Source organism: Methanobrevibacter filiformis (assembly GCF_001639265.1).
Classification (GTDB): domain Archaea; phylum Methanobacteriota; class Methanobacteria; order Methanobacteriales; family Methanobacteriaceae; genus Methanacia; species Methanacia filiformis.
This window is the reverse complement of record NZ_LWMT01000245.1, coordinates 1-17,303: the sequence shown is the minus strand read 5'-3', so window position 1 is coordinate 17,303 and position 17,303 is coordinate 1. Positions and strand designations below refer to the sequence as shown.

The 17,303-nt window shown below is 27.3% G+C and carries 22 protein-coding genes and 1 tRNA gene; 20 read left to right on the top strand and 3 right to left on the bottom strand.

Annotation, left to right across the window (positions count from 1 at the left end; translation table 11 throughout):
• From MBFIL_RS07275 to MBFIL_RS07205, 15 genes are all read left to right on the top strand, one after another.
• The coding region (locus MBFIL_RS07275; RefSeq protein WP_211261737.1) for a hypothetical protein at positions 1 to 474 on the top strand (474 nt) is incomplete at its 5' end.
• A 139-nt stretch (positions 475 to 613) separates the two neighbouring features.
• Positions 614 to 1,084 (top strand): glycosyltransferase family 92 protein, encoded by a 471-nt coding sequence (locus MBFIL_RS07270; RefSeq protein WP_066973074.1) that lies wholly within the window; start codon positions 614 to 616, stop codon positions 1,082 to 1,084.
• Positions 1,085 to 1,481: 397 nt separating this feature from the next.
• Positions 1,482 to 1,566 (top strand) — tRNA-Ser (locus MBFIL_RS07265).
• Positions 1,567 to 1,826: 260 nt separating this feature from the next.
• Positions 1,827 to 2,276 carry a 30S ribosomal protein S13 gene (locus MBFIL_RS07260; protein WP_066973072.1) on the top strand — a complete coding sequence of 150 codons (450 nt, stop codon included), beginning with the start codon at positions 1,827 to 1,829 and terminating at the stop codon, positions 2,274 to 2,276.
• Between the two features lie 36 nt (positions 2,277 to 2,312).
• Positions 2,313 to 2,852, top strand: a complete 540-nt coding sequence (locus tag MBFIL_RS07255; protein ID WP_084266348.1) for a 30S ribosomal protein S4 — start codon at positions 2,313 to 2,315, stop codon at positions 2,850 to 2,852.
• An 11-nt stretch (positions 2,853 to 2,863) separates the two neighbouring features.
• On the top strand, positions 2,864 to 3,256 hold the full coding sequence (locus MBFIL_RS07250; protein WP_066973068.1) for a 30S ribosomal protein S11: 393 nt from the start codon (positions 2,864 to 2,866) through the stop codon (positions 3,254 to 3,256).
• Between the two features lies 1 nt (position 3,257).
• Positions 3,258 to 4,061, top strand: a complete 804-nt coding sequence (locus MBFIL_RS07245; protein ID WP_066973066.1) for a DNA-directed RNA polymerase subunit D — start codon at positions 3,258 to 3,260, stop codon at positions 4,059 to 4,061.
• A gap of 12 nt (positions 4,062 to 4,073) precedes the next feature.
• A complete protein-coding gene (locus MBFIL_RS07240; protein WP_066973062.1) occupies positions 4,074 to 4,439 on the top strand; it encodes a 50S ribosomal protein L18e in 366 nt (121 codons plus the stop codon).
• Between the two features lie 17 nt (positions 4,440 to 4,456).
• Positions 4,457 to 4,879 (top strand): 50S ribosomal protein L13, encoded by a 423-nt coding sequence (locus tag MBFIL_RS07235; protein ID WP_084266347.1) that lies wholly within the window; start codon positions 4,457 to 4,459, stop codon positions 4,877 to 4,879.
• A 53-nt stretch (positions 4,880 to 4,932) separates the two neighbouring features.
• Complete coding sequence (locus MBFIL_RS07230) at positions 4,933 to 5,337, top strand: 30S ribosomal protein S9 (protein WP_066973058.1); 405 nt, start codon at positions 4,933 to 4,935, stop codon at positions 5,335 to 5,337.
• Positions 5,338 to 5,476: 139 nt separating this feature from the next.
• Positions 5,477 to 5,644 (top strand): DNA-directed RNA polymerase subunit N, encoded by a 168-nt coding sequence (locus MBFIL_RS07225; RefSeq protein WP_066973056.1) that lies wholly within the window; start codon positions 5,477 to 5,479, stop codon positions 5,642 to 5,644.
• A gap of 278 nt (positions 5,645 to 5,922) precedes the next feature.
• Positions 5,923 to 6,099: a DNA-directed RNA polymerase subunit K gene (locus tag MBFIL_RS07220; RefSeq protein WP_066973054.1), complete on the top strand. Its 177-nt coding sequence runs from the start codon at positions 5,923 to 5,925 to the stop codon at positions 6,097 to 6,099.
• 368 nt (positions 6,100 to 6,467) lie between these two features.
• Complete coding sequence (eno, locus tag MBFIL_RS07215) at positions 6,468 to 7,718, top strand: phosphopyruvate hydratase (protein WP_066973052.1); 1,251 nt, start codon at positions 6,468 to 6,470, stop codon at positions 7,716 to 7,718.
• A gap of 380 nt (positions 7,719 to 8,098) precedes the next feature.
• Positions 8,099 to 9,583: a sialyltransferase gene (locus MBFIL_RS07210; RefSeq protein WP_066973050.1), complete on the top strand. Its 1,485-nt coding sequence runs from the start codon at positions 8,099 to 8,101 to the stop codon at positions 9,581 to 9,583.
• Between the two features lie 138 nt (positions 9,584 to 9,721).
• Entirely contained in the window at positions 9,722 to 11,164 is a 1,443-nt protein-coding gene (locus tag MBFIL_RS07205) for a flippase (protein WP_066973048.1), read from the top strand.
• A gap of 77 nt (positions 11,165 to 11,241) precedes the next feature.
• On the opposite strand, the gene MBFIL_RS07200 is transcribed toward MBFIL_RS07205, so the two are convergent.
• Positions 11,242 to 11,757, bottom strand: coding sequence for an acyltransferase (locus MBFIL_RS07200; protein ID WP_066973046.1), 516 nt, complete (start codon positions 11,755 to 11,757; stop codon positions 11,242 to 11,244).
• 210 nt (positions 11,758 to 11,967) lie between these two features.
• Between MBFIL_RS07200 and MBFIL_RS07195 the strand changes: the two genes are divergently transcribed.
• The 5 genes from MBFIL_RS07195 (at position 11,968) to MBFIL_RS07175 (ending at position 15,786) form a co-directional block, all read left to right on the top strand.
• Positions 11,968 to 12,138, top strand: coding sequence for a 4Fe-4S dicluster domain-containing protein (locus MBFIL_RS07195; protein ID WP_066973044.1), 171 nt, complete (start codon positions 11,968 to 11,970; stop codon positions 12,136 to 12,138).
• Positions 12,139 to 12,477: 339 nt separating this feature from the next.
• Positions 12,478 to 13,266, top strand: coding sequence for a hypothetical protein (locus MBFIL_RS07190; protein ID WP_066973040.1), 789 nt, complete (start codon positions 12,478 to 12,480; stop codon positions 13,264 to 13,266).
• Between the two features lie 53 nt (positions 13,267 to 13,319).
• Positions 13,320 to 14,630, top strand: coding sequence for an oligosaccharide repeat unit polymerase family protein (locus tag MBFIL_RS07185; protein ID WP_066973038.1), 1,311 nt, complete (start codon positions 13,320 to 13,322; stop codon positions 14,628 to 14,630).
• A 121-nt stretch (positions 14,631 to 14,751) separates the two neighbouring features.
• A complete protein-coding gene (locus MBFIL_RS07180; protein WP_066973037.1) occupies positions 14,752 to 15,222 on the top strand; it encodes a methylated-DNA--[protein]-cysteine S-methyltransferase in 471 nt (156 codons plus the stop codon).
• A 30-nt stretch (positions 15,223 to 15,252) separates the two neighbouring features.
• Positions 15,253 to 15,786, top strand: coding sequence for a putative ATP-dependent zinc protease (locus MBFIL_RS07175; protein ID WP_342667597.1), 534 nt, complete (start codon positions 15,253 to 15,255; stop codon positions 15,784 to 15,786).
• A gap of 14 nt (positions 15,787 to 15,800) precedes the next feature.
• Here the strand turns inward: MBFIL_RS07175 and MBFIL_RS07170 are convergent, their stop codons facing one another.
• Together MBFIL_RS07170 and MBFIL_RS07165 are read right to left on the bottom strand one after the other, a co-directional pair.
• Complete coding sequence (locus MBFIL_RS07170; protein WP_084266345.1) at positions 15,801 to 16,637, bottom strand: 4Fe-4S binding protein; 837 nt, start codon at positions 16,635 to 16,637, stop codon at positions 15,801 to 15,803.
• Positions 16,638 to 16,711: 74 nt separating this feature from the next.
• Positions 16,712 to 17,089 carry a hypothetical protein gene (locus MBFIL_RS07165; RefSeq protein ID WP_211261736.1) on the bottom strand — a complete coding sequence of 126 codons (378 nt, stop codon included), beginning with the start codon at positions 17,087 to 17,089 and terminating at the stop codon, positions 16,712 to 16,714.
• Between the last annotated feature and the right edge of the window lie 214 nt (positions 17,090 to 17,303).

Below are 17,303 nucleotides of genomic sequence, written 5' to 3'. Positions count from 1 at the left end.
CATGATCATGCATATATGGGACCTGTGAAGAATTTAGAGTTTCAAAAACACCAATTATGCATATGGCACTTCATTAAAATAGTTAAAAAGAAAGTTAAAAATCATTTAAATACACATAATGTTTCTGATGATGAAAGAAATCTTATAAAAAAGTATTCTGGAAGAATTATAAGTATTTTTAATGCTGATGAAAAAGGAGACTTTATTTATAGGATTAATAGATTTTTTAAAGTGTGGAATGACTGTCCTGGTTTTTTAAAGGATTTTTATAATAAAAAAATTGTTAGAGATATGCACAAACTAACTGCCCATCTATTTGATCCAAATATTCCAAAAACTAACAATCAAATTGAAAGTAAATTCAGTGGAGCACAACAAAAAGAAGATAAAAAACGCTTTAAAACCAAACATGGAGCTATGTCTTATTTAAAACCAATAATTGAAAGACAGAACGATGAATTAAAATGGACCTAAATGTTATGATAAATCATTATTTTAGTAATAATCAATTTTTCAGGAGGCAACTTTTTGACACAAACTTCCATGGTGTTTTAAATTTGGACCTTTAGGAACAACTCCTAATAATTTTGATTCAGATTATCTTCAATATGCAATGCTAGAACATGCAAAACTTCGTTTTTTATCATATTCAAACTTGGTTGTGAATGTTGACATTGATGAGCTTATATTAAGTAAAGAAAATAAAACTTTAAGTGAACATGTAAATGAATCAACATCAGGAGCTATTATATTTTCAGGTGTTTGGATACAGAATATTAGAGAAAAAGAACAGACTGTTCCTAAATACAGTGATTTTAAGTATATTGATATTCGTAAAGGGAAACCTGCAAAAAAATGGGTATTAGATCCTTCTAGGTGTGATAAAGAAATACAATGGAACCTTCATTCATTTTCAAAAGAATTTGCACCAGATGAAGTTGATAATGTGGAACTCAAACATTTTACAGGTATTACACCAAATTGGAGAAATATTGAGTTTCGCAAAGAAAAAAAATTCAATCCAGAGTTTAATTTTATAGATAAAGAATTAGTTAAAACATTTGAAAAAGTGTTTTTTGATTAAATTAAATGATACAAACGTTTGTCATGATTAATATATCTCTGCAGGATTTGTTATGGTGCTGAATATTTAGTTTTATAAGGTCATTAGTATAAATCATATTTAATAATTAGTAATTGTTGAGTGCTAGTTAATCTAGCAGAGGTATAATAATTGAAAGAATATCCGAGGAATAACAGATTAAATGAGTAAATAATCTTAATGGAATTTAATATCTCTGAATTAAAAACTATGTAAATTATTTTATTAAATTGAAGTATTTTAATTATATAATAACTACTTTTCAATATAATAACCACAATATTTAAATACTTTAAATTAAATATATCTTTTTATCATTTAATTCTCACGAATTAGTTGACTTATTACAAATCTAGATTTTGCAATAATATATATTATTGCCGAGATAGTCTAGCCTGGTAAGGCGCAAGACTGGAAATCTTGTGGGGATTTTCCCCGCCTGGGTTCAAATCCCAGTCTCGGCGTTTTTAGTTTGAATAATTTTAAAAGTATACTATTTTCATTAAAATATTTAATTGAATTTTTTTAATCTTATTTATTACTAATATTGAACTCTTAATTTCTCATGATTAAGTTTTAAATTGTTGAACTACTTAAGAACTGTGCTTATTAAAAACATTATCTAAATTCTATTTTTTAATATGTTAATATTTTTATTGTTTTTTTTAAGGCATTCGAATTCACTAACGTCTGTGGGTTCGCTCTATAAATGGAGGTTAATTTAATGGAAGACGAATTTAAGCATTTGGTACGTATTTCCAGAAAGGATGTTGATGGTAAAAAGTCTATTAAACATGCTTTGACTGATATACGTGGTGTTGGGTTGTCTTTATCTAGAACCTTTGGTATTGCTTTAGGTTTTGATTTAGATCAGAAAATTGGATATATCTCTGATGATGATATTGTAAAGATTGAAAAAATATTAGAAGATCCTCAAGGATTTGGTGTTCCTGATTGGATGCTAAATAGACGTGAAGATTACGCTACTGGTGAAACTAGTCATTTAATTGAATCTGACCTTGCTATGACACTTAGGGATGATTTAAATAGAATGAGGAAAACTAGAAGTTATAAAGGCAGAAGACACGAGGTAGGTTTACCTGTAAGAGGTCAAAGAACCAAATCTACTTTCAGAAAAGGTTCTTCTGTCGGTGTAAGACGTAGAAGAGGATAATTTTATTAATATTACTATTTATTAGGAGATATGATTATGGGACATCCAAGAAAAGCTCGTAAAAAGTATAACACACCTTCACATCCTTGGAATGCTGAAAGAATTAAAGCAGAAAATAAACTAATGTCTAAATACGGCTTGAAAAATAAGAAAGAAATCTGGAAAGCTGATACATTAGTTAGAAAATACAGTAGGGAAGCAAGATATTTACTTGGTTTTTCTTCAGACCAAATTAAAAATGAGAAGAATGAGTTATTAGGGCATTTAGTACGTTTAGGTATTCTTGATGAAAGTGCTGCTTTGGAAGATATTCTTAATTTAACTGTAGAAGATATTTTAAGAAGAAGATTACAATCTGTGGTCTTTAAAAGAGGGTATTCCAGAACTGCTAAAGAAGCAAGAATGTTTGTTGTACATGGGCATATAGCTATGAGTGGGAAAAAAATAGATTCTCCAAGTTATATGGTTAAAAGAGGAGAAGAAAATTTAATCGGTTTTTATCCATCATCTCCAGTTTCTAAACAAATCGAAGAATATAACAAAACTAATGATAAATCAGGGGAAAAAACTGAATAAAAGGTGTTATTATGGCAAAAGATGAAAAATGGGGAATAGCTAATATTTATTCATCCTTTAACAATACCATCATCACTGTTACTGATATTACAGGTGCTGAAACTATCACTCAATGGTCTGGTGGAAAAGTTGTTAGAGCAGATAGGCAAGAAGCATCTCCTTTTGCAGCTATGGAAGCTGCTACACGTGCAGCAGATGATGCAAAAGAAAAAGGTTATGTTGGTTTACATATAAAAGTTAGAGCTCCTGGTGGCAATGGTCCACGTAGTCCTGGTCCTGGTGCTCAAGCTACTATTCGTGCTTTAGCAAGAGCTGGAATTAAAATTGGTAAAATTGAAGATATAACTCCTATACCTCATGATGGTACTGGACGACCTGGAGGTAAAAGGGGAAGAAGGGTTTAATATGAAAATTGAAGTCAAGGAAAAGAATGGGGACGAAATTGTTTTCATTATTCATGATGCAGATGTACCTTTTGTTAATGCAATTCGTAGAATAGCTATGATGGAAATTCCTAAAATAGCTATTGAAGATGTCAACATCATTAAAAACGATTCTGCAATGTTTAATGAAGTATTGGCTCATAGATTAGGATTGGTTCCACTTGTTTCTGATAATGAAGCTATTGAAGGTTTAGTTATTGATGGTGAATGCGATTGTGATGATTATTGTCCGAAATGCAGTGTTTCTTTTTCAATAGTTGAAAATGGTCCTGGAACTGTCTATTCCAAAGATTTGACTTCAACTGATTCAAAAATTAAACCTGTTCACGATACTATACCTCTTTTTAAACTTAAAGAAGATCAGGAAGTAGAACTTGAAGCAGTAGCAAAGGTAGGTTTAGGTTTAGAACATGCAAAATGGATACCTACTACTGTATGTGCTTATAAACAATATCCTGACATAAGTTTTGATCCAGAAAAGGAAGTATTTCCTGAAGTTGTGGAAGCTTGCCCAAGAAATATATTAAAACGTAACAAGAAAACTAAAAAAGTAACAGTTCAAAATATTGAAAACTGTTCTATGTGTGGAAGTTGTGTACGTGCAAGTGAAAATAATGCTATAAATGTAGGTTTTAAGGAAAATACATTTATATTCCGCATTGAAACAGATGGATCTATACCTCCTGAAGAGGTTTTATTAAATGCATGTGATGTTTTAAATGAAAAGGCAGATAAAATCATCACATTTTGTAAAGATGTTTTGTAAATGAGGGAGAATATGGCGAAAAAAATTATCAAAACGAATCCTAATCTTATTAATCTCATAAGAGATCTTAAAAAGAAATCTAATGCTGAGGATGTAGCTATTTGGAAGGATATTTCAAACAGACTTAGTAGATCTACAAGAAGAAGAGCTGAAGTTAATATTTCTTCTATTAATAGGCACTCCATTACTGATGAGACTGTTTTAATACCAGGTAAAGTGTTATCTTATGGTACACTTGATCATAATGTTAGTGTTGCAGCATTAAATTTCTCTGAGAATGCAAGAAAGAAAATTGAAAGTGCTGGGGGCAAATGTCTGTCTATTGAGGACATTGTTAGAGAAAACCCTAAAGGTAGCAATATAAGAATTTTAGAGTAAGTCAAAAAGGTGTTATTATGATTATTAATGGAGAAGGACATGTTTTAGGAAGACTTGCTAGTTTAATTAGTAAAAAACTACTTGAAGGGGAAGAAGTTGTTGTTGTCAACGCTGAAAAGATTATGATTACTGGCTCAAAGGATTGGGCTTATGCTAAGTATAAACAACGAGTTGACAGAGCAAGTATTTCCAATCCTCGTGATATGGGTCCTAAATATCCAAGAAGACCTGAAGATATTTTCAGAAGAACTGTAAGAGGAATGTTACCTTATAAAAAATCCAAAGGAAGAGTCGCTTTTAAAGGCTTAAAAGCTTATGTTGGTGTTCCTAAGGATTTGAGTGAAGAAGAAACTTCTAACTTACCTCAAGCTCAGTATAAAAACTTGAAAAAAGGAATTGCACTTGGTGAAGTTTCAAAGCTTTTAGGTGCTAAATTTTAAATAGCTATAATTAAACAGATTATTAGCTATTATAATTTAATGGAGATAAGAATATGGCAAAAGTTGTTCATACAAGTGGAAAGAGAAAAACCGCAATAGCTAGAGGGACTGTCCAAGAAGGTAAAGGGAGAATTAGAATAAATAAACAACCATTAGAACTTTATTCTCCTGAACTTGCTAGATTAAAGTTAACTGAACCATTATCATTAGCAGGTGACGATGTTGTAAACAATGTCGATATCAATGTTAAAGTTATTGGTGGTGGAGTTATGGGTCAAGCAGAAGCTGCTCGTATGGTCATAGCTAAAGGTTTAGTCCAATGGACTAATGATATGAGTCTTAAAGAAAAATATATTCAATACGACAGAACAATGTTAGTAGGAGATCCAAGACGTTCAGAACCTAAAAAATACGGTGGTCCTGGTGCTCGTGCTCGTAAACAAAAAAGTTACAGGTAATCTAATTTATTTAATTAATAATTTTTAATTAATTTATTTTAATTAATATCTATTATTTTAATTAAATATTTCATTAATTTTACCTAAATTTATAATATAAAATCTGAATATTGAAAACAATTTAAAGATATGATTTATTATGATTCCTATTCGTTGTATAAGTTGTGGAAAACCTGTTTCAGCATTTTTTGATGAATATAATGATAGACTTGCTGATGGTGAAAAATCAAAAGAAATTTTAGATGATTTAGGTTTAAAAAGATATTGTTGTAGAAGAATGTTAATTACTCATGTTGAAACATGGTAATTTTAAACATAGTAAACTTAAATTCTTTAAAAGTATGTTTATTAAACTTAGGTTATATAATTGCTAAATTGAAGTACTACAAATAATTATTAGCTATTATAAGTAACTTAAACTACTAATTTATAACTTTATTATAGTAATTTATAAATAGTACTTATTACTAAATATAATAATATTATAAAAATGTTTTTATTAGTAGGAATAGTAATAGAAGTAAATTAATAATCATTTTAATACTTTAATAAAAGTTAATCAATTTTAATCTGGAGAAATGTAAAATGATAAAAAAATTAACAAGGTTTGAAAAAGCAAGACTACTTGGTGCTAGAGCTTTACAACTTTCTATGGGTGCAAAACCTTTGGTTAAAATTGGAGACTCTATTGATCCAATAGACATAGCATTACTTGAGCTTGAAAATGATGTATTGCCTTTGGATGTTAAATATGATGACTAATTAAATTAATCAAATTTTTATATTGTTATATTATTATTCATATTCGATATTAAACATTAAATAACATAATAGACAAGTCTATTAATCAACTTCCTATTTCTATATTCTATATAGATTTCTATCATGTTATAAACTTAAGAATCTGTAATATTAGGGTTCAGTATTTGTATTTTTAAAATCAAATTAAATATTATAATGTAATTTATATTTAATAGCTATTTTAATATAAATATTGGAATTTTATAGATATATTGCACTAATGGCTAGTAATTGATAGCTAATAATATAAATTAATAGCTATTAAATATAGGTTAATCATAAAATGATTAAATATTGTACAATTAATTAAATGTACAGGGGATGTTTTTTTGGATAGTGTTATTGAGGATCTTCGTGTCCGTAAAATTTTAGACAGTAGGGGAAACCCAACTGTAGAAGTAGATGTTGTTACATGGAATGGTTTTGGAAGAGCTGCAGCACCTAGTGGTGCAAGTACTGGATCTCGTGAAGTTGTTTCTTTTCCAGAAGGTGGAGTAGATAAAGTTATAACTGAAATAGAAGATTTGATCTCTGCTGAATTAATTGGAATGGATGCTGAAGATTTAGCTGATATTGATTTAGTTTTAAAAGAAATCGATGGAACAGATAATTTGTCTGCTATTGGTGGAAATACAAGTGTAGCTGTTTCTATGGCTGTAGCTAAAGCTGCTGCAGCATCTTATAATCTTCCATTATATAGATTTTTAGGTGGAAATTTAAAAAACGAGATTCCATATCCTTTAGGAAACATGATGAATGGTGGAGCACATGCAGGAATTAATGCTCCAGATATTCAGGAATTCTTAGTTGTACCAGTAACTGCAAGCAACATTACTGAAGCAGTTTTTGCAAATTCTAGTGTACATAAGAGATTAAAAGAACTTATTCAACTTAAAGATTCTAGTTTCACTGGTGGAAAAGGAGATGAAGGTGGTTGGGTTCCTAATATCTCAAATATAGATGCTTTAGAAATTCAAGCTCAAGCATGTGAAGAAGTTGGAGATGAACTTGGAGTTGAAATTAAACCTTCACTTGATATTGCTGCTTCTGAAATGTGGAATCAAAATGAACAGAAATATGTTTATGCTCAAGACAATATTTCAAGAGATACTGGTGACCAGATAGAATTTGTTAAAGAAATCATTGAAACTTATGGAATGTTTTATGTTGAAGATCCATTTGATGAAGCCGATTTTGAGGGATTTGCACAACTAACTGCTGCTTGTGGTAATAAGTGCTTAATTTGTGGTGATGATATTTTTGTCACAAATAAAGAAATTTTAGCAAAAGGTATTGAAAAGAAGGCTGCAAATGCAATTATTATTAAACCTAATCAAATTGGTTCATTAACTGATACTTATGAAACAGTTAGGTTAGCTAAAGAAAACAATGTAACACCTGTAGTATCTCACAGGTCTGGTGAAACTACTGATGAAACTATTGCTCATCTTGCAGTTGCGTTCTCTGCACCTCTAATCAAGACTGGGGCATTAGGTGGAGAAAGAATAGCTAAGTTGAATGAATTAATTAGAATTGAAGAGGAATTATCTAATCCACAAATGGCTAACTTGTTTAAATAATCATTGAGTATAAAGGGGATGTCCCATAATTCTATAAGTCGTTGAAAATCTATTTAATTAATTTTTAAGCGTTTTAACTAAATATATAGTAAAACAAAGTTATTTTAATCATTTTTAAATATAATATGTTTTCATGATATTTAGAATTTTTGCCACTTTCTATGTAGAATTTATAAAAATATATTGATAAACTGGATTAGAATAGCTAAAATTCAATTTATATAACTAATTAAATATCCATATAATTAATTTATCAGCAATATAAGGCTCTCAAAATACTTATTTAAGAAAATAAGTCTTAACTAATTATCTATTGAATTATGGAACATCCCCTAAAATACATATAAACTTTTATTTTAATACATTGATAAGAGGATATAATGGATGAAACTGTAAAAGAGATATGTGAAAAATTTTTTGAAATAGAAAAAAAATTCAATTTAATCCAAAACGAAATCCAAGAAACTTACTTTTGGCAATTAATTAGAATCTATGTTTACTATGAAATATCCAGAAAATTAGGAGTCTTTGGATCACCACAACAAGGAAAAGTCAGTGTTTTTGATAAAGTACTATCATTTATTCCTTTTATTAAAAATAGCTTATTTTCAAATCCATTGAAAGGTAATTACCATAAAGATATTGTTATATTTGACCATCCTCGAAGAGTGAAAAATAGGGGAGAATACCAAGATATTTATAGTCACTTTTTAAGAGAAGACCTTGATAATGATCTTAACTTTGAAATAATTGAAAGTCCTTATTTAAATAAACATTATGGTGAAAAAAAGGACTATGTTAAATATAGTGATAGAATTTTATTAGGTTCTTATTTTAATAAAAAAATAAGAGATTTGAAATTTAGACACAGTGAAAATGATGAAATTCTAAAGATAAAAAACGAGATTGAAAAACAATTCAACATAAATATAGACCTAATTAGTATAATTAAAACACATATTATGGATTATAAATACCAATATGAAAAATATGATAAATTATTCAAAAAGAGAACTCCTAAATACATTTTTGTAGTAGTGTCCTATGAAAATCAAAGTATGATTTCAGCAGCAAAAGACAATGGGATTGAAGTAATCGAATTACAACATGGAACTATCAGCAAATATCATTTAGGCTACAATTATCCAGAGTGTGAAAAAGATGCACATGTGGAGAATGTGAAATATTTCCCTAACAAACTTTTAAGCTTTGGAGATTACTGGAATAAAATAGCTAATTATCCTCTGGAAGATAAAAATATTATATCATTTGGTTTCCCATATTTAAATGAAACTATTAGTTCATATTTAAATAATGAAAAAGATCAAGAAAAAAACAAAAACCAAATTCTTTTTATTTCACAAGGTGCCATAGGGAAATACTTATCTAAATTTGCTTATGAATTAGCTCAAATATTAAATGAATCGAATAAATCAACTGAACTAAATAAAGAAAGATTAAATAAAAATTATAAAATAATATACAAATTACATCCTGGAGAATATTCAAATTGGGAAACTAATTATGAATATCTAAAAAAAGCTAAAGAACTAAACAATTTTGAAATAATTGATAACAATCAAGTTTCTTTGTATGATTTGTTCTCAAAAAGTGAATACCAGGTAGGTGTTTTCTCAACAGCTATTTATGAAGGACTTATATTCAATTGTAAAACATTTATAGTTGATTTCCCTGGAACAGAGTATATGGATGATCTTGTAGAAAAAGAGTATGTAATAAAAATTAAAGAAGCTGAAGAATTAATTAAACACTTAGATAGTTTTAAAATAAAAGAATATGACAAAGATTTCTTTTTCAAAAACTACAATAAAAATGATTTAAATAATATTGTAAACAAACAATAGATTGAGAGGAAACTTCTAAAAAAATAAACATTTAAACACTGATTTCTCAAGGTACTGAATCTGATTTAATTAAATGTAAATAGATTTTGAAAAAATTTTCTATTTTTTTGAAATCAGTGAATAATTATTGGTGAAATATTGAGTGAATATAAGTCTTTTGTACAAAGAATAGGTTTAGTTGGTATAAGTAACTTATTAATTTCATTAAGTGCTTTAATATTCATTCCAATAATAACAAAAAATTTCTCAATTGGTGATTATGGGATATGGGCTCAGGTAAATACAACCATAGCTTTGATTCCAAATATAGCTAATTTAGGACTTCCTTATACAATGGTTAGATTTTTATCTGCTGAGAATGATAAAACTAAGATTAAAGAATCTTTTTATTCAATGTTAGCTATTGTATTTGCTTCAAGTCTACTTATATCAATTATTTTAATAATATTTCAGAATCCTATAGCTAATGCTTTATTTGATGGGAATATACAAGTTCTTTATATTGTATCCATAATATCATTTTTTGCATGTATGAATTTAATGATAATCAGTTTTTTTAGAACATTCCAACAAATAAAAAGATATTCTTTATTTTTAATTTTACAAAGCTATGTTGGTCTTATGTTAAGTGCTTATTTAGTATTAACTGGATACAATATAGAAACAGTTGTGCTAGGTTTACTTACTGGATACTTAGTTGTGTTTATAGTAATGGTTCTTTTAATAGGAAATTATTTAGGCTTTGATATACCTAAGTTTAAAAATTTAAAAGAAGAATTAAATTTTGCTATTCCTACCATACCAAGTAATATTTCTTCATGGATTGTAGATTCCAGTGATAAATATGTAATTGGAATATTTCTTGGGTCTGCAGCTGTAGGTTACTATGCTCCAAGTTATGCAATAGGAAGCATATTATTAATGTTTTTATCCCCATTTGCAGTTATGCTTCCAGCTGTACTTCCAAAATACTTTGAAAAAGGAGATTTAAATAAAGTAAATGAATTTTTAAAGTATTCTATGAAATATTTCCTCCTTATTACTATTCCTGGAGGCTTTGGACTTTCCATACTATCAAAACCTATTCTTATGATTATATCTACTAATGAAATAGCCATGAATGGTTATTTAATAACACCTTTTGTTTGTTTAGGTGCCATATTTATGGGAATTTATGGAATAATAAATAACATTCTAATTTTAGAGAAAAAAACTAAAATACTTGGAAAACTTTGGATTTTTGTAGCTATTTTAAATGTAATACTGAATATTTTTGCAGTTCCATATATTGGAATTATAGGTGCAGCTATTGCCACATTAATATCTTACATTTTCGCTTTTATCATAACAACAGTTCATAGTAAAAGATATCTTAAACTTCCATTTGAATATAAATCAATATTAAAAATAATAATAGCATCAGTTATAATGGGAATATTTTTATTATATATGAAACCTGTTGGAATAATAGCTATTTTAATAGTAATTTTAATAGCTGTAGTCATTTATTTTGGAGTTTTATTCATATTACAAGGAATTAATAAAGAAGAGTTTAATTTCCTAAAGAAAATGATAGGTTGAAATTAAATTAAAATTGGAAATTAAATTAAAAATAGTTAAGATGTAAAAAACAATTAGCTATTCAAATAATTCAAAAATCAATGAAATTTATTTTCTTTCTTTAATTTTTCATAATGGTTAATATCCCTATATTTAAAGACTTTTGCAGGATGTCCTCCAGCTATTGCATGTTTCGGAATATTATTTACTACAACACTTCCTGCTTGAATTATAGCTCCCTCTTCAATAGTAACACCTGGAAGTATCATTACTCTATTTCCTAACCAGACATTATCTTTTATTGTTATATCCTTAGAAATAATAGAATCATCGTAAGGAATAGCTATTCCATGATCATAATTATGAATATCAGTAATTAGATACAGACCTATACCTGAATGAAAATTACTTCCAATGCTGACCTTTCCTTTCCCTTGAATTGTTATACCATTAAAATTAACATTGTTTCCTAAATATGTGTTAGAAGTGACATTACTACTATTATTTACCTTTAAATTATTACCATATTTAGCAACTTTTCTTTTAACTTTATCAGCATAGTAATTTCTTTTTAATTTTAGATAATAGCTATAAAAAAAATTTATTAAACTCATTAAAACACCACCATACTTTAAACATTACTCATATTAAATAACCTGAATCTATAAAAGACAATAATATTAATATATTGCTTCCATATAGATAATATATTATTGATATAATTTTGCTAGAATTAATATATAAAACTAATAATTTCATTGGTAATTTAAATACTATACTTTAATATTCAATGCAATTTATTATATTCATTTTTTGGTGATTATTTGAGAATAGAACAAAGTGAATGTGCTGTTTGTGGTGCTTGTGTAGATATATGTCCTTTAAATGTTATTGAAAGACAAGGTTATAAAATTGTTATTCAAGAAGGATGTAGTGATTGTGGAGATTGTTTTGAAGTGTGTCCAGTTTCTGCTATTCATTTTAATGATGATTAATTCTTATTATTCGTCATTTTATCAAATTTAACTATTAATAAAGGAAATTTTTTAGAAATCTAAATTATATTTAGAATCACTGAAATTAATTATTAGTTATTATTAAAGTAGTTCAATATTATTAATTATTAATAATTAGCTTAATATTATTAATTATTAATAATTAGCTTAATACTATTAATTATTAATAATTAGCTTAATACTATTAATTATTATAATTAGTTTAATATTATTAATTATCTTAATATTATTAATTATTTTCATTTGATTTTTTATATTCATCATATTAATTTAATTATTTTTATCTTTAAATCAATGCACAAGATCTGAGAGGATACAATGGGTAAAAAAACTTTTAAAACATTTTTAAAAAAATTCACATTACTAGACATATTAATTATAATAGCCATTATAATAGCTATTGTTTTTGCATTTATACATCTCACAGCAAATGATGATAATGTTGAGTCCTTTTCTTTTGACAGTTCTACTGGAAATAAATTTTGGGAGAAATATCTAGGATTTTATAGAGAAGGTAAAATTGTTAATGCACAAATTGGAGGATACAATGCTTCTTCTGGTGAGCATCAAGAAATAAAAGGTAGAGTATTGTGGGCAGATAATAATCCCAGGATATTGTTAGATGTAAATGGTGTTCCAATGTTAGCAGGATTTTACACTACTGTGAGAAATGCTGATTTTTATATAGAACATATAACTTTGGAATCAGATTCTTCAAAATACGCGAATGTTACAGACATATCAGTACGTCCTATGAACATTACGAATGTTAATGATATTATTGAAGGAGTTCCTAGAGGACTTAATTTCACTGTTGACACTTCAATTTCCGTGTCTGGAGAAGAAAATATTGCATTTCAGACATTAGATAATGCATTATATTATAATGCTGGAAAAAGACTTTCTATTACCTATCCTAATGAGTTAGTCAAAAAATTATCTTTTATAATGGCTGGTCCTAAAGAATTAGATATTGCAAACAGTATTTTAGGTTCATTTGATGGAGAATCTGGAATGATTACATTTAGAATATATAATGCAAGTCAAAAGGATATTGAAACTATTAAACAGAATTATCATGTAGATAGAATTGTTAAATTAAGTTAAATTATGTATCTGATAATTTGATAAATCTTAAAAATAGGATATAAAGTGACATTATGAGTGGAATTTATTCATTAATTACAAAAATTCTTAGAAATATTCATTCCAATTTGAGAAAAATGGTATTATTTAAAGTTATCTTTAAAATTTTATCTTTTTTTGAAGATAAATGGATTAACAGCTTTTTTGTAAGTTTATACCCTAAACCTTCTTTTTTATCATTTATCAATAAGAATAAAATTATATCCCATTATCTTTTCTCACCATTGATTGTAATAGTGGTTTTTGCAATATTTTTATTATTATCTATTGAGCCCATATCTCTTAATTTAGAGATAACATTAGCTATTGGATTTATATCCTACTTTATTGGGAGCATGATTATCCCAAGATTCTTTTTTAAGAAAAAAAAGAATATTATTAATTTTTCCATGAAAGATATTTATTCAATAGGTTTTTGTTTATTTATTATTGCTACTTTATTTTTTGTAATATCTATAGCTTCAGTTGGTGGAATTCCTATTTTAAAACCTTCTTTAAGGTATGCTTTAAAGCCAATTCTTTCAATGCCAGTATTTTTAGTAGTTCCAGCAGTTGCACTTCTAGGAGCGGCTTATTTAAATGATTATAAAAAAGGAAAAATTGGTTTTTCAAGAGTTAGATTTAGATTTTTACTTTTAATGTTAATTTCTACAGGAATAATAGTTTCATTAGGGTATAGAACACCAATAATAGCTATTTTATTAATTATTGTTATAATGGGTTATTACGGGAAAATAATATCTACTTGGGAAATTATTGTAGCAGTAGCAATTGGTTTTGCTGCAATTATAGGTATTGGATATTTTAGATCCCTTGCAGAGTATATGGTTACAAAAAACACTAATCCCCTTTATACATTACAATCACGGGCAGATTTTACAGTACATGTTTTAAATCTTTTAAGTTATATTTCAGGTGACTTTGGTTTGCTTCATGGTAAATTAATTGCAAGTGCAATACCTACTAGCGAAATAGGTCCAAGAATGTTAATTGGAAAACTTCTTGCCTGGAGAACTCAGGTTACCCTTACTCCAACATTAATTGGACCTATGTTTGTTGACTTTGGAAGATTTGGTGTAGCTATAGGCATGTGTCTTCTTGGTTTTATAATTGGAATAGGACATAAAATAATTAGACTTAGTAAAAATCCTTTTTACATAGGATTATATGCTCTTTTACTCACCTATGCAATTTTAGGTGTGGAAACTGGATTGTTGGATATCCAAGTTTTAGGTTATTATGCTATAGGAGTAGTCATATACCTGTTATGTATATTAAAAAACACCTCTTTATATGATAAGCTTTCTAAATCCATCTTTAGTTAATTAAATTTGATTAGGAACATTAAAATTAAATATAACTATTAAATATAACTATTAAATATAACTATTAAATTCATTAAATCCAAAAATAGCTATTACATTAAAAAGTATGGTATTTGATAATATGAATATTAAAGCATTTTGTAAAAATAATAAAATTATCAGAATATTTCTAAATTTTAAGGAAGAATACATAATAGATTACAATCTAAATCAAGAAGATATTGTTAGTTGTCCAACTATTGACAAATTACTTGTGGATTCTTTTAATGGAAAATATGTTGATTTTACCAAGTATACTGATTTAGATTTATTAGATGTGACTGAATTTGAAATGAAAGTTTACAAAGAAACAATGAAAATTCCTAAAGGTGAAGTAAGAACTTATAAACAAATTGGTGATGCTATTGAAACTAAAGGTTACCGTGCTGTTGGAAATGCTTTAAATAAAAATCCTTTAGCTATTATTGTTCCATGTCATCGTGTTGTTGGATCAAATAAAAAGTTGACTGGTTTTGCTGGAGGAATAGAGATGAAAAAAACGATGTTATCTAATGAGGGGATAAAAGTAAAAGGAGATAAAGCTTATTTCTAATTTTACTTATGAACAAGTATGTGTATTTAGGTGTATATTTTGCAAAAAGATGAAATTCAAAAGCTATTGAAATTTTCAATAAGTGAAAAAGAAGCAATCAAATCTCTTAATCTTCCAGAAGAAGTGTTTTTACCATTATTCTTTTCTATTCGTTTTGGAGGAGATTGGAGCGTCAATAAAAACTCAAAAAAGTTAATGTCTGTTAAAGAGAAAGTAACTGAATATGATACTGATAAAAAGATTGGATATACCTTAGAAAAAATTTATCTTTTTGTTAATCCAGTTCTATTAAAAGAAGAGGGTGTAGTTTACAGAATGGAAAAATGTGGAAATAAAAATGAAAGAGAATTGGTTAAGCGACCATACTCAGTGATTGTAGATGGAAAATATATTTTAGAAGCCGTTTTAAACCCAAAAGATCTAAAAATAGCTATAAAACATATGAAAGGTCCCTTGAAATTTCATGGCCCTGCTGCTTATGGTGCATCTCATGAAATAGATCATCTAAATGATATAAAAAATCCTAAGATTCCTTTTTGGGACTTTGAATATGTTTTAGGTTAAATAGCTAAAATATTTCACATTTTTATGCAATTTGTTGGACATAACTTCACACATTCAAGACACATAATACATTCAGTTCCATTTTTCCTGTTTCTTTTGCTATCTAAAATATCTACATCCATTGGACATATCTCAACACATGCATTGCATTTATTACATTTTTCTAGATTAACTTTAACTCGAAGTATAGATAAATAGCTGGCTGGCTTTAAAAAAGTGCATATTGGACAGACATATTTACAAAAAGCACGATTATCTTTAAATAGATAAGCCAATATAATTCCCACTATGTAATAAATTATATTTCCAACTATAAACAATAAAAACATTAAGTTATCTAAATTTGGTGTTTTTAGATAGTATAATAATATTAAAACACTTGTTACTATTAAGATAAACAATGCATATCTAAGATATCCTAAATTTTTTCGCCTAATATGTGTTTTAGGAGTTTTATATGGGAGAATATCTAAAATCATAGCTGTCCAACATGCATAACCACACCACCCCCTTCCAAAAATTAATGGTCCTAATATTTTAGCTATTAAAAAATGTATTACTGCTGCTTGAAAAACTCCAATGAGCAAATAATAGAAAAACCCTGAAATTAGAATGTTGTTATTTAATATAAGACCTACATAAATTAATAAATATGATCCTACAGCTATTTGAACTATATTTCTACTGTACTTATTGTTTGTATTAAATAAATAAATTCCAATTGATATAAATGAGCCTATGTATAGAAAATTAAATAGAAGAAATATTTCTTCGGTTAAATAAGATAATATAATAGCTATTATAAGAAAAACGCTAAATATCATAATCGGAGCTTTTAATTGTTCTTTCACTTCTTCCACCTTAAGTAATTATTTTTGCTATTAAAAGGATTTTTAATGTTTAAACATGTACACCATTCAAATTATTAATCATTATCAAAAAGATTAGTGAGAAATAGGCTTGTTGAATCATTGTTAAACCGATTTAGTTTATTTTTAACTGAATCATCTTGAATTTCATTTAAAATTGGGAAATCATACTTCATTGAATATGCTAAAACCAGCCAAGAATAATAATAAAAACTTGAAAAAAGTTCATCACTCATATTTTCATAATATTTCTCTGAAATGGCTTCTTCATCATCATAACCATCTTCAGTTACAGATATTGGAGAAAGCAAGTTTTCTTTTATAAGCATGTCTGAAAAATAAGGAAGTGGTTTTATATTTTCCTTTTCAAAACGTTCTAAATAGGTGCCTGCTATTTTGTAGATAATTTCATACAAATCTAAAATAGATTCCACCACAGCATTATTATTACTGTTATTATTATAATTATTATTAGTAGCACTATTATAGTATGATACCTATTTTTTGACAATATATTCATCTATCCAATTTTCGACAAAAGATATTTCATCAACTAATTCGTAGTATAATTTAACCACTTCCTTTTTTAGGTATTCAATATCTGGAATGGGGTTTCTATGTAGTATATTTTTCATAGTTCTCCATAGT

What these genes read in the sequence shown, in the direction of transcription:
- MBFIL_RS07270 (WP_066973074.1), top strand. Translation starts at nt 614, where the DNA reads ATGCTAGAACATGCAAAACTTCGTTTTTTATCATATTCAAACTTGGTT.
- MBFIL_RS07260 (WP_066973072.1), top strand. Translation starts at nt 1,827, where the DNA reads ATGGAAGACGAATTTAAGCATTTGGTACGTATTTCCAGAAAGGATGTT.
- MBFIL_RS07255 (WP_084266348.1), top strand. Translation starts at nt 2,313, where the DNA reads ATGGGACATCCAAGAAAAGCTCGTAAAAAGTATAACACACCTTCACAT.
- MBFIL_RS07250 (WP_066973068.1), top strand. Translation starts at nt 2,864, where the DNA reads ATGGCAAAAGATGAAAAATGGGGAATAGCTAATATTTATTCATCCTTT.
- MBFIL_RS07245 (WP_066973066.1), top strand. Translation starts at nt 3,258, where the DNA reads ATGAAAATTGAAGTCAAGGAAAAGAATGGGGACGAAATTGTTTTCATT.
- MBFIL_RS07240 (WP_066973062.1), top strand. Translation starts at nt 4,074, where the DNA reads ATGGCGAAAAAAATTATCAAAACGAATCCTAATCTTATTAATCTCATA.
- MBFIL_RS07235 (WP_084266347.1), top strand. Translation starts at nt 4,457, where the DNA reads ATGATTATTAATGGAGAAGGACATGTTTTAGGAAGACTTGCTAGTTTA.
- MBFIL_RS07230 (WP_066973058.1), top strand. Translation starts at nt 4,933, where the DNA reads ATGGCAAAAGTTGTTCATACAAGTGGAAAGAGAAAAACCGCAATAGCT.
- MBFIL_RS07225 (WP_066973056.1), top strand. Translation starts at nt 5,477, where the DNA reads ATGATTCCTATTCGTTGTATAAGTTGTGGAAAACCTGTTTCAGCATTT.
- MBFIL_RS07220 (WP_066973054.1), top strand. Translation starts at nt 5,923, where the DNA reads ATGATAAAAAAATTAACAAGGTTTGAAAAAGCAAGACTACTTGGTGCT.
- MBFIL_RS07210 (WP_066973050.1), top strand. Translation starts at nt 8,099, where the DNA reads ATGGATGAAACTGTAAAAGAGATATGTGAAAAATTTTTTGAAATAGAA.
- MBFIL_RS07200 (WP_066973046.1), bottom strand. Translation starts at nt 11,757, where the DNA reads ATGAGTTTAATAAATTTTTTTTATAGCTATTATCTAAAATTAAAAAGA.
- MBFIL_RS07190 (WP_066973040.1), top strand. Translation starts at nt 12,478, where the DNA reads ATGGGTAAAAAAACTTTTAAAACATTTTTAAAAAAATTCACATTACTA.
- MBFIL_RS07185 (WP_066973038.1), top strand. Translation starts at nt 13,320, where the DNA reads ATGAGTGGAATTTATTCATTAATTACAAAAATTCTTAGAAATATTCAT.
- MBFIL_RS07180 (WP_066973037.1), top strand. Translation starts at nt 14,752, where the DNA reads ATGAATATTAAAGCATTTTGTAAAAATAATAAAATTATCAGAATATTT.